At 41.3% G+C, this 13,095-nt stretch carries 8 protein-coding genes and 1 tRNA gene; 2 read left to right on the top strand and 7 right to left on the bottom strand.

Features of this window, described 5'->3' with window-relative positions; translation table 11 throughout:
• Positions 1–72: 72 nt before the first annotated feature.
• Positions 73–705 (bottom strand): ExbD/TolR family protein, encoded by a 633-nt coding sequence (locus tag IR083_RS04840; protein WP_044216822.1) that lies wholly within the window; start codon positions 703–705, stop codon positions 73–75.
• Positions 706–971: 266 nt separating this feature from the next.
• Here IR083_RS04840 and IR083_RS04835 point away from each other — a divergent pair, with 266 nt between their 5' ends.
• Entirely contained in the window at positions 972–2,792 is a 1,821-nt protein-coding gene (locus IR083_RS04835) for an LTA synthase family protein (RefSeq protein WP_006801398.1), read from the top strand.
• 84 nt (positions 2,793–2,876) lie between these two features.
• Positions 2,877–2,948: transfer RNA gene (locus IR083_RS04830), tRNA-Arg, on the top strand.
• A gap of 50 nt (positions 2,949–2,998) precedes the next feature.
• Here the strand turns inward: IR083_RS04830 and folD are convergent.
• The 6 genes from folD to IR083_RS04800 form a co-directional block, all read right to left on the bottom strand.
• Entirely contained in the window at positions 2,999–3,880 is an 882-nt protein-coding gene (gene folD, locus IR083_RS04825) for a bifunctional methylenetetrahydrofolate dehydrogenase/methenyltetrahydrofolate cyclohydrolase FolD (protein ID WP_194223464.1), read from the bottom strand.
• Between the two features lie 116 nt (positions 3,881–3,996).
• Positions 3,997–5,109 (bottom strand): Mrp/NBP35 family ATP-binding protein, encoded by a 1,113-nt coding sequence (locus IR083_RS04820; protein WP_194223463.1) that lies wholly within the window; start codon positions 5,107–5,109, stop codon positions 3,997–3,999.
• On the bottom strand, positions 5,102–5,863 hold the full coding sequence (gene trmB / locus IR083_RS04815) for a tRNA (guanosine(46)-N7)-methyltransferase TrmB (RefSeq protein ID WP_194223462.1): 762 nt from the start codon (positions 5,861–5,863) through the stop codon (positions 5,102–5,104). Before trmB ends, IR083_RS04820 begins: the two co-directional genes overlap by 8 nt.
• A 47-nt stretch (positions 5,864–5,910) precedes the next feature.
• Positions 5,911–7,740, bottom strand: a complete 1,830-nt coding sequence (locus IR083_RS04810; protein ID WP_006801394.1) for an ABC transporter ATP-binding protein — start codon at positions 7,738–7,740, stop codon at positions 5,911–5,913.
• Positions 7,741–8,430: 690 nt separating this feature from the next.
• A complete protein-coding gene (locus IR083_RS04805) occupies positions 8,431–10,485 on the bottom strand; it encodes a beta-L-arabinofuranosidase domain-containing protein (RefSeq protein WP_194223461.1) in 2,055 nt (684 codons plus the stop codon).
• 129 nt (positions 10,486–10,614) lie between these two features.
• Positions 10,615–13,092 carry a glutaminase family protein gene (locus tag IR083_RS04800; RefSeq protein ID WP_194223460.1) on the bottom strand — a complete coding sequence of 826 codons (2,478 nt, stop codon included), beginning with the start codon at positions 13,090–13,092 and terminating at the stop codon, positions 10,615–10,617.
• Positions 13,093–13,095: the final 3 nt, after the last annotated feature.

Here is a 13,095-nt window from a genome sequence, read left to right as displayed (position 1 = left end):
TTTGAGGAAAAGCCGGAAACTATATTAGTCGCCGGCTTTTCCCTATTTATATGAATGTGTGAAGATTGTTACTTATTTAGGCCTTTCTGCCATTGCGGTTAAGCTGCCTTTTGTTTTGAGATTCTCCATCAGGAACTTATCCCCTTCTTGCAAATCGACGATAGTGTATTTATCAACCCCGCATATTTGCATTTCGTCGAGAGCATCCACCAGATTTTTATAATTGGAGTCTTTAGTCGCTTTAATAACAACATTAAGTCCTTCATCAGACTTCTTTACTTCAGAGATCAGGCTTTTCAGCTGGTTTTCATTTATTTCTTTCCTGTAATATTTCTTTTTCAAATCTTGTATCTTGGACGCTACAAAGCTGTTCCGTTCCAGAAGCATCTGCCGTAGTCCCATATAATTGGTTTCCTTTAGCGATGTATAATCTTCGTAATTGGCTACGTCTGCATAATAGTAGATTTTGTCCTGTTCTCCCAGGATAACAGTAACAGATTTTGATCCGGGAATTTTTATCTCCCCTGTTGGTGCAGGCATTGCAATGTCCATTACTTGTGGTATACTGAGGGTGGTGCAAAACATGAAAAATGTAATAAGTAGCATATTCATATCCACCATCGGGGTGAAATCCACTCTTAAAGTTCTTCGTTGAGGTTTTCCTTTTTTGTCCTTTCCTCCACTGTTGGTATCTATACTAGCCATAATATTTGATTTTTTAAGGATTAAACTTCTATTTTTACTTAATAGAGCAATATTGTGTTGAAATTCCATAAAAGGACTGTACTTTTTTCCGATATATTTTATCTTTGTGTTTTGTAAGCGGTCAGTAGCAGCCCTGTCAATCTTTCTAACTAAGGTCGTAGACCTGTTTATTCTTTCGTATCTAAAACAACAATAATTAGTTACGATAAAATAATTTTGCATTAAATACCTTCTTATATTCATAATATAAATATATACTTAAGCTAATGAAACAAAGGATATTACTTCTCATCACCATATTTGTCTATTTTATATTTATATTTTGTATAGAGAAGCTGGCTTTCATGTTGATGCATTCTTCTGCCGGAGGAGGGATTACATCTTCTGAAATCTTTCAGGTGTTGTATCACGGCTTACCGCTCGATATGTCTATGAGCGGATACCTTGCAGCCATCCCGGCACTTATACTTATTTTTTCCATCTGGATCGAACCTAAGGTCATAGCTAAGGTATTCAATGTATACTTTGGAATAATTCTTTCTCTGGTAGTAGTTATAGCAGTAGTTGACCTTGTTGTATATCCGTATTGGGGTTTCCATTTCGATTCTACTGTATTCCTTTATTTACAAAAGCCGAAAGAAACTTTTGCAAGCGCTTCCGCTCTGGAAATTATTATGGGATTTTTGGCTGCAATAGTGTTTAGTCTGATTGTATACATTGGTTATGTGTTTATAATCCGTAAGCAGATATTAAAATTAACCGTACCTAAATCTATATGGAAGGCTTGTCTGGTTATGATACTTTTGACTGCGGCCTTATTCTTACCAATACGAGGAGGGGTGACCGTTTCAACAATGAATGTAGGGAAAGCCTATTTCAGTGATAATATGTTTCTTAATCATGCGGCGATCAATCCTCAGTTCAATTTGATGTATTCTTTCTTCAAATCGGATAACTTCGGCTCGCAATACCAGTTTTATGATAAGACCGAAGCTACGGCTATTTTTGATACACTAATGATACAACCGCCTGCAGACAGTATTCCGCAATTACTGAATACCGACCGGCCCAACATAATATTATTTATACTAGAGAGTTTTTCTGCTGAAGCGGCCTTGGACTCTGTCATTGCGCCTAATATGAGCCGTTTTGCAAAAGAGGGTATCTTATTTGATAATTTTTATGCGAATAGTTTCAGAACCGACAGAGGGTTGGTTTCCGTTCTCAGTGGTTATCCCGCACATCCAACGGTTGCCATTATGAAGTATCCGCAAAAAACGGAGAATCTGCCTACTATTCCAAGAACATTGAAACAGGCAGGGTATGAGAACCTTTCATTTTATTACGGGGGCGATGCCGACTTTGCAAATATGCGGTCGTATTTTGTTGGAGCCTGTGCGATTAAAGAAGTCGTTTCGGATAAAGATTTTCCGCTAAATGAGCGAATGACTAAATGGGGAGCGCCGGATAAATTTCTTATTGACAGGGCGTATAAAGATATAACGACTCAGAAGCAAGAAACACCGTTTATGAAGACAGTATTGACACTTAGCAGCCATGAGCCATTTGATGTTCCTGTACATAAGTTTGGAGAGCCTTTCCTGAATGCAGTATCATATACGGACGAATGTTTAGGTAGCTTTGTTGAACGGCTGAAATCAACAGCCTTATGGGATAATACACTCCTTATATTTATTGCAGACCATGCGATGCAGTCATATCCCGGTGGTCTGAACAATAGCGATCCCAGACGATTTCATATTCCTATGATTTGGCTTGGTGGGGCTGTGAAAGAACCAAGGGTTGTATCTGATTTTGGTTCGCAGAACGATCTGGCGGCTACTTTACTGTCTCAGTTAAACTTAAGACACACTGACTTTAGATTTAGTGCAGATATGTTGAATCCGAATAGTCGCAAGTTTGCTTTTTACTCTTATGTAAATGGTTTTTGTATGACAGATTCGACAGGGACAGTTACTTATGATAATGACAGGCAGGAGATTATTCACCAATCAGGGAATGTTGAACTGGAAAAGAGCGCAAAGGCATTTTTCCAGAATATGTATATGGATTTAGGGGAGAGATGAAGTTTCAGCCCCGTTTCCGAATTGTTTTATGGGTTATAATATAAAAGCTGAGAATATTTTTATATTTTTGTGTCGCCAATGAATGGCCCTGTAGTTTAATGGATAAAATAAAGGATTCCGGTTCCTTAGCTGTGGGTTCGATTCCCGCCAGGGTCACAGAGTGTAAATATCACTGTAAATAAGTAATTTACAGTGATATTTTATTTTTAGCCATATATTTCTTTCTTTCCTGCCAGCAATGTGTTCCGCATCAATGAGATAATGGTCATAGGTCCTACGCCTCCGGGAACGGGGGTGATATAAGATGCTTTATGCGCAACTTCATCGAAAGCTACATCACCTTTCAGCCTGAAGCCCGATTTTGTCTCGGTAGATGGCACGCGGGTTGTACCTACATCTATAACAACAACACCTTCTTTGACCATATCGCCTTTCAGGAACCCGGGGACACCAAGGGCGGCAATGATAATATCGGCACTCTGGCATACCTCTTTGATATTAGGAGTACGGCTGTGACAGACCGTTACGGTAGCATCGCCCGGATAGCCTTTCTGCATCATCAGATTGGCTACAGGCTTACCTACTATATTGCTACGGCCAAGAACAACGCAATGTTTCCCCTGAGTTGGTATCTCGTATCTTTTCAACAGTTCCAATATGCCTGCCGGAGTAGCCGAAAGAAAGCAAGGCAAACCGATGGACATGCGTCCTACATTGATAGGGTGAAAGCCATCCACATCTTTCCGGTAATCTATTGCCTCAATCACTTTCTGCTCCGAAATATGCTTTGGCAGAGGGAGTTGAACTATAAAGCCATCCACATCAGCATCATTGTTCAACTTATCGACGCAGGCTAGTAAATCCTCTTCACTGACATTGTCTTCGAAGCGGATAAGGGATGATTTAAATCCGACCTCCTCGCATGTCCGCACTTTACTGGCTACATAGGTTTCGCTGCCACCATCGTGTCCGACAAGTATAGCTGCCAGATGAGGTGTTTTTCCTCCTGCGGCCTTTATTTGCGCTACTTCTGCTGCTATTTCTTTTTTCATCTGCGCCGAAATGGCTTTTCCGTCGATTAGTTGCATATATATGGGTTTAGTGATATATGATAGTGCTTCTCTTAATGCAAATATACAAATATGAATGTAATAGAGTTAATGATCCAAATGAAAAGAGGACATCCCTGTGCCCTCTATTCCTATTATTTGTTACTTACCTCTACTTTCTGGGTAGGGGCAAATTGACTATTCCGTTTATCTACCGAAGCTATAAAGTTATCAGCCAGATGAGCGAATGCCATACCTGTTATCGTATTCTCATTCAGGGCCACCGGCGTACCTTTATCCCCTCCTTCACAGATACTCTGTACGATAGGGATTTGTCCTAGTAAAGGTACATTCATATCTTCAGCCAGGTTTTTAGCTCCATCCTTACCAAATATGTAGTACTTGTTTTCCGGCAGTTCAGCAGGAGTGAACCATGCCATATTTTCTACCAGCCCTAGTATTGGCACATTGACCTTATCATTGGTAAACATATTGATTCCCTTGCGCGCATCGGCCAGAGCCACCTCCTGAGGCGTACTTATCACTACTGCACCTGTGATAGCCAGCGTTTGCACCAATGTAAGGTGTATGTCACTTGTGCCGGGAGGAAAGTCGATAAGAAAATAATCGAGGTCTCCCCAATTGGCATCGGCTATAAGTTGTTTCAAAGCATTTCCTGCCATTGCGCCACGCCATACCACAGCATCGTTCTTGTTCACGAAGAAGCCTATGGAAAGCATTTTTACGCCATATTTTTCAACAGGGATAATATATTCTTTACCATCTATCGGTTCTAAATATGGCTGAGCTTCTTCTTCACCAAACATTTTGGGTAATGAAGGTCCGAATATATCGGCATCCAATAATCCCACCTTATAGCCCTTTTTAGCTAGGGCTACAGCCAGATTTACCGATACGGTACTTTTACCTACACCACCTTTTCCTGATGATATGGCAATGATATTTTTCACCTGAGGAAGAAGTGTCGCCGGTTTTGGTTGCTTCGCCTGCTTGGTTCTTACTTCTATATTACCTTTAATTTCAATGCCGGGATCTGCATATGTAAGTATAGCTGTCTCGGCCGCTTTTACAACCGATTTAATAAACGGATCGTTCGGTTTGTCAAACATCATGGAGAAACTAACCTTCATACCATCGATATGTATATCATCGGATACGAAGCCCATTTCCACAATATCTTTCCCTGTACCGGGATAACGCACATTGCGTAGTGCGTCGATAATCAGTTTAGGATATATATTAGCCATTTTTAGTTGATTGATTTAATTCGTTACTGCGTCCGTAACTGCGATACGGGTCTTTTTCGATTTCAATATCGGGTTCAGTCCAGTTATCACGTGCGGCGCCCTCAAATTTTATATACTTGATATTTAAACCACGCGAAAGCCATTGTTGTTCATAGAATGTCTGTATTTTAAGAATATCATCCACTAGTCCCGAATGATATAGGTCATCTGACTGGAACAATACAGGAAGCGTATTGGCTTTTACCATTTCACAGGTGTATGTAAACATGAAATTACTATCGGTCTTCAGGTGTATGATACCATTGTCTGACAGAATCTGACGATACAGTTTCATAAAACGGGTTGAAGTCATACGCTTGTTTACCTTACCCATTTGCGGATCGGGGAACGTTATCCATATCTCGGAAATTTCTCCTTTGGCAAAGAAGTGGGTTATCAGTTCGATATGGGTACGCAGGAAAGCTACATTTGTCAATTTTTCGTTGAATGACTGTTTTGCACCTGTCCACATTCTGGCGCCTTTTATATCTATTCCGATAAAATTCTTGTCAGGAAACAGTTTCGCCAGACCTACAGTATATTCGCCTTTACCGCAACCCAGTTCGAGAACAATAGGATTATCATTTTTGAAAAACATCGCATTCCACTTGCCTTTCATTTCAAATCCCTTTTCTTGCAGAACTGCAAACGGATACTGGAATACGTGCGGGTATTCCTCCATGTTGGCAAATTTGGCAAGTTTATTCTTTCCCATATTTATTTAATTAGCAGATTCGCAAATTGCTTTTGTCGTTTTCTAAATTAGAACTGTTGCATATCGCACAGTTTCCGGTAATATCCGTTCATCTCATACAGTTCGTCGTGATGTCCTCGTTCTACTATTATACCTTCACTCATCACACATATTTCATCCGCATTCTTGATAGTGGATAAGCGGTGAGCGATAACCAGCGTTGTGCGGTTTTTCATCAGTTTTTCCAAAGCGTCCTGCACAAGGCGTTCCGATTCGGTGTCCAAAGCAGATGTTGCTTCATCCAGGATCAATATCTGAGGATTCTTCAGTATTGCACGGGCAATGCTGACGCGCTGGCGTTGTCCGCCCGACAGTTTGCTGCCACGGTCTCCTATACTGGTTTCATATCCTTTCTCTGTGGCGGTAATGAAGTCATGTGCATTAGCTACCTTGGCGGCCTCGATAACCTGTTCCATTGTGGCATTTTCTACCCCAAACGATATATTATTGAAAAATGTATCGTTAAACAGGATGGCTTCCTGATTCACATTGCCCATCAGCGCCCGTAAATCATGTACATCAGCATCCTTAATGTTGGTGTCGTCAATGTAGATACCTCCTTCATTTACATCATAGAAGCGGGGCAGGAGATCGGCCATTGTCGATTTTCCGGAACCGGATTGTCCTACCAGTGCAATGGTCTTGCCTTTTGGTATTGTGATGCTGACATCTTTTATTACCCAGTTTGTCTCGTATCTGAACAATACATTCCGGTAAGTTATTTCCCTGTTGAAAGATATTGGTTTCGGGTTTGCAGGGCTCTTTATATTATTTTCAGCCTTTAATATTTTGTCTATACGTTCTACCGAAGCCATACCTTTCTGTATGGCATAAGCCGATTTAGAAAGATCTTTTGCCGGATTGATAATCAGGTAGAAAATAGTCAGGTAATATATAAATCTCGACGCATCCATATATCCGCTACCTTCCAGAATGAGAGATCCTCCGTACCATAGCACTAAAACAATGGTTATTGTCCCTAACAGTTCACTCATCGGATGTGCCAATTGTTGTCTGCGTGCGATACGGTTCGACATGTTACGGAATATATTACTTGTTTTATCGAAACGTTCGATCATCTTTTCTTCAGCATTAAATGCTTTAATAATGCGCAGTCCGCTAAGGGTTTCTTCTATCTGCGACATCATACCGCCCCATTGGGATTGAGCCTCTACGGATTGTTTTTTCAGGCTCTTACCGACTTTACCCATAATGTACCCGGAAATAGGCAGCAGAATGAATACGAATATAGAGAGTTTCCAGCTGATGAATAGCAATGTACCCAGATATATCATAATCATAATCGGGTTTTTACTGATCATATCCAGAGAACTCATCACAGAGTTTTCTACTTCACCCACATCTCCGGTCATACGAGCCATAATATCACCTTTGCGTTCATTGGAGAAGAACCCAAGAGGAAGAGACAAGACTTTGTCGTTTATCTGTTTGCGTATATCTCTTACAACCCCGGTGCGCACATCCGTAATGAAATAAGCGCTGAGGTAGGTAGTTCCTGTTTTCAATATGGTCATTACTACCAGAATCAGGCCTAATATAAGCAGAACAGCGGCCGCCGAATGAGTATCCATAGTTTGTGAAAGGTAATAATATACATTGTTCTCCAAAATCTTAAAGTTGAATATACTTGAAGAATCCATTGGCATGTATTCATAGACTTTGTCGTTCACCTTAAATAAAATCTGAAGAATTGGAACAATCAACGCAAATGAGAATACATTAAGGAAAGCACTCAGTATGTTGAAAAAGATATTGAGTATTACTTGTCTTTTGTATGGCGGAACAAACCGCTTGATAAGTGAAATAAAATCGTTCATCAAAAGATGTTTAGTTGATAAAAAGTATAGCCTCAAGAGAGGCTATTTCAAAAACGGCTGCAAGTTAGCTATAATTCTTCTCTTAATGAATAGCTTTTATTTATTTTCACTAATATGACTAACAATTGCCATGAAAATTAGCAATCTTTTTATCCTGAAAAATAATTAGTTCTTACCAACTTATATATAAAAAGGTAACACATGTTTCAGCTTTTAGCTGATAGCTATCGCATAAGTGGCTTTACGGTAAATAGTATTTTCACGCGAAGATGCTAAGTGGCAAAGTCCAATTCATCATTTATAACTCATAATTCATAACTTATTATCGCATTTACGTTTATTGACTACATTTAGTTAAAACCTGACACATCTGACAGTTTTTCCTTTGTTCTCATCTTGTTATTTTTGCATCCGTTAACTATGATAGTTAAAAGGTAACAAAGGTAACACAAAGAGCAATTAATAATTAATAATTAAGAATGAATAATTAATAATTAGCTTTTACCCTCTCTGTAGCCTCCCCTCGGGGAGGTTGGAGGGGCCATCAATATTTCAAAGAACGGTCAGCTAATAGCTAAAGGCTATCGGCTAATAACATAGATAAATATTTTTTAATAAGATCAAATAAAAACGGGACTATCTCTTATTTGAAATAGTCCCGTTCCGAATAAAACTCAAATAAATACAAAGTTACTCGTATGATGCCGGAAAAGAAGTTATCCTTAACCGGGCAGTGCCCATAGGCACAAGTATGATGTCATCTATTTGGGATGATTTTTCACAGTCTTCGTCGGGTAATACACCACATAATTTATATTGATCTAATTTCCATGATGGTATTTGTCTCCCTTTTGCCTTTATTACAAGAGGAGAGTTCTGCTGGGTAAACGGATAATTATCCGCAGGCCATGTCCTTTTTTCAACAACAAGATTGCTGAATGGTTTCTCCGGATCTAAAACCAAGGCGTAATTCCACGCTGTCTTAGGATATATCTCGTATGACGGCCATTTGGACGGATCGGCACTTTCCTGCCATTTCGAGTCCCAGATGGCGCTTTCTTTACTATCTACCTTCTTGTATTCTTCATCGATATTGAGCGATAGAGTCAATGGCCCGTAATCAACGCTTACGCTATTTTTGTTCACTTGCCATGTTTTCAGCGAGAACTCCATCGGATAGGTCACTTTTACTATATCTCCGTTGTCCCATTCACGGTTGATACATGCATATTTGCCTGCCACCAGATCCGCAGGGATTTTCTTCCCGTTTATTTCCAGTTGCGCATTTTTTGTCCATGACGGGATACGGAGATAGAATGGAAATCTCACCTTTTTCGGTGTGTTTACCCTAAACCGGATTGCTCCGTCAAACGGATATTGCGTATCTTCACCGATAGTGACTTCAGTGCCGTCACCCACTTTCACTTTTGCCTCGCAGGCCGCATAGATGGCTGCTGCAACGCCATTGTCAGGAGTTGCAAGAATCAGGTTCTCTATAAAATAAGGCCAGCCCTGCGCATGGTTGTGCTGGCAGCAACGGCTGCTGAACGGATTCATTGCCAGAAAAGGCCCTCCGTTGTCGATACCCGGCTTGTGATTTTCGGAATCGCTTTGTACATGGTTCGGACAAGTGATATACCGCAACGATTTCAGGTCGGGCATCATTGAAGCTGGATAGGAATTGAACGCGATATTTTCGCAATGCTCTGCCCACAACGGGTCTCCCGTGTACCACAACATCATTTCATCCGAAGCCATTTGCTCTACAAAACCGCATGTTTCTGTACCCTGGCGAGGATCTATATACCCCATACGTGCATTTTCATCTGCGCCGAACATTCCCCCCGATACTTGTCCGAATGTGCGGCGTATGAGATCATGTACGTTATAGGTGGCGTGAAGATGCGCAGGGTCTTTGGTGAGCATATAGTAGGTAGCAGGTTCCCGGAAGCCTTGGGCTATATTCACGTTATGCCAGTTAGGAAGAGTCGAATCCAGCATCCAGTTGGCTGTATTACGGTGTATTTTATGAACCAGTTCCAGTAGGAAAGAGTCTCCGGTGATATTGTATAGCCAATATACACTGTAAATATTATCCCCACCTCTGGAATTCTCCCAATAGTCTTTCAGAAATTTTTCATCAGGAACGGTCAGTTGCCATTTGAAATAATTGGTTATCAGATCAATAACGCGCTTGTCGTTCGAATATTCGTAATAGGATTGCAGACACCATAACATGATCATGTTAGCCCAGAGTTCTCTTTTTCCGTCTCTTTCATTGACGGGGCCGAAGTATCCGTCAGCCTGCTGGCTTTTTATGGCTGCTTCTATCCATATTTTTGTTTCGGCAAGCATTTTCGGATCATTAAGTATGTAGGCCATATTGCCATACCCTTTCAGCCAGTAGGGAACTTCTTCCCACCCGTACTCTCCTCCGGCATTAAGCCACGCATTGTTCTTTTTGTTGAGCCATGCGCTGATTTCGCCCAGTTGTCCGGCCAGTCCGTCCCGCTGAAGCTCGAGCATCCGTTTTGTCCAGCCTTTAGGCTGCACTTTACCTACTGGCAATTTTATAAAATTATTGGGCAATAAAGGAGCCTTGTTACTTGTATAGTGATTGTTGAGGGCCTTTACTGACGGTCGGTTCACGATTGTAACATCAATGTCGCCTCCCGATGCAGAAATACTATTGCTGCATAAAAAGAGTGTGACTGCGATTAAGCTGTTTAAAAGACCTTTTTTCATATGTATTATTTAAAATTTATTCTGTTTTCTGAACGTATAACCGGTGATATTCTGAGTAAGAAAAATAATTGTACCGGACTATCACAGCCCAGTACAATGTAAAAGTATTTATTTAATTACTATAGAAAATCATTTCATCATTCTGTCGTTCAGCATCTTGATATAATATCCGCCTACTACCGAACGGGCCTTGAATCCGACATGCGTTTTACTGTCCGTATTGTACCAATCGCTCATAGGTACACGGTCAGTCGTTTCATTCATGAACTTATGCACCGGAGTAATGAATTTCAGGAATGTGGCATTATCATCAGCCAGTGTCGCTGTCCAGATAATCCAGTCGGCTTTCGTATAGTTCTTCCTGCTATCGAGTGGTAATCCGTACTCATTCTGTTTGGTCAGATAATAAGGGAGCTCTTTCTGAGCCACAGATTCAGGGAATATATTCAATTTAAGAATCTTGTTCCATATCAAATTGTATTTCTGGCTCCATGTTCCTGGCTGGTCGAATGTCAGGCGGTAGTGGTCGCCATCATCAGCCATCTTCATCCATTCCTGCGCCATCTCCTTAGCTTTGGCTGTATATTTTTCAGCGATGTCTTTTTTTTCGAGCATATCTGCCAGATATCCGTAAGATGCGATACCCATAATTGCTTTCACCGAAAGGTTTACATTGTGGGCGAAGTGACCTGCAAAGTCGTCGGTACAAAGCTGATTTTCCGGATCGAGTCCTTTTTCTACAAGGTAATCTGTCCATGTGGTCAGTACATCCCAATGTTTTTCCGCGTATTTTGCATTTCCTTCCACAGCGGCTATAGCGGCGGTCAGAGCCAGCATGTTTCCGCCTTCTTCCACAGGCATGTCGCCACCGTATGTTTGTCCGTTAGCCCAAGGATATGTACCGACATCGTGCGCAGGAAACGGTTTTACCCATTTGCCACTCTCGCTGTAGTAGAAGATATGATTGAGCAAGCCTTTCGCCAGTTCCGGATTGTAGTACAAGAATAATGGAGCGGAAGGATAGGTTACGTCTACTGTCCCGATAGATCCGTTACTATTGTTTTCTTTGGATAAGAATAACAGGTCTCCGTTCGGCGCTTCTACAAGCTTGTGTGCGGATATGGCCTGACGATAAGCCAGCGCACACAATTCGGCATATTCTTTTCCCCCGGCCTGAGCTGCTTCATTCATCAGTTTGAAGTCGAAGTCGCTACATTTGTTGCTTAGACTGATAAACTCTTTATTGGCTTCAACAAAAGTCTGTTCTATTGATTTGTCGCCTTTCTTATTCCAGTATGGGCGAAGATTCTCTTCAAAATACTGGATGGAATAGATATCATCATATCCGATAAGCACTTTTCCCGAGGCGGATTTACCGCTACCCAGAGTTTGCGATATAGCCAGGCTGGCATTGTCTTTAGAACTTACATCCCCTGCAAGTTTTCCGTTCTTTACAAAATCGTTTCTCATCTGATAAGGGTCACCTACATTATATGTAGAGTTGTTTTTCTCTCCACTCAGATAGAAATAACCCCAGTCGATACGGATATCGTCACCTCTTTTTCCCAGGATTTTCTGGTTGGTGCTTCCTGTTTTAAGGAACAGCAGCCCGTCTTTTTCAAATCCTTCGGCTTTACTTTCCTGGGATGGAATATTCAATGCCCAGTTTGGCGCGGCTTCGAAATAGATCTGAACATCATGTTCCTTGCCATCCAATGAGTTGATGTCATACGAAATATAGTTCACCGGACGTGACACGAGATTCAGGTCGTCCATGAGTAGTGGTGCAAGGAAAGAGAGTTTCAGTTCCACATTTCCACACTCGAAAGTATAATGGGTCTGGGTTGCCTGTACATCAGCGGATTTCTGTACTGCTGTTGTACTCAGGAATGTTTCGATATCATCTTCCACATAGATGCCAAAATCCACGAGAGCTCCTCCCATTTTGTTGTGACAATGTGCTGCAATGACATTTTTGCCTGCTTTCAGTGTACTTTTTACTTCATCACTGAGCGTGATCTGTACATCTTTTTTCCATTCATATCCTGTCTTTACCACCTGTATGCCGTTGATGTACAGCTCGAAGATGTCGTCATGTGAATATATAAGGAATACCTTTTTATCCGACAGGTCTTTATCCAGATTTATATTCCGGCGTACCCATATGTCTTTGGTTTCCCATAGTGTGTTTACATTGGTTTCCTCCGGCGTTCCGAATGCGGCTTGTCCTTCTTTCCATGCATTATCGTTAAATTCGGCTTTTTCCCAGCCTTTAGCCGGAGTATTGAATGTATATTTGCCTGCCCAGGCTGTTGTTACAGACATGCCCGCTACAGCTTTTATAGGAGTTTGTTCTACGCCCATAAAACGATATGGTTCTCCATCGACACGTATCACCCCTAATAGAGGAAATTCCTTGCCTGTCCAGTGTTTCACCGGTTCATCATACAAATTATCGGTTGCCGACCACGCTGAGGTGTAAGGGTCAATTGTTACCAATGGGTAAGCGGGCGCCCGTAAATCGTTCTTAATAATCTGTGCCGGTTCTTTTGTGCCGCCGCAACTGAATAGCCCGGTGAGGCATAAGAGATAAAGTAAATTTTTCATTTA

It is taken from the genome of Dysgonomonas sp. GY75 (assembly GCF_015234155.1).
Taxonomy (GTDB): Bacteria; Bacteroidota; Bacteroidia; order Bacteroidales; family Dysgonomonadaceae; genus Dysgonomonas; species Dysgonomonas gadei.
This window is presented reverse-complemented; position numbering and strand designations above follow the sequence as displayed.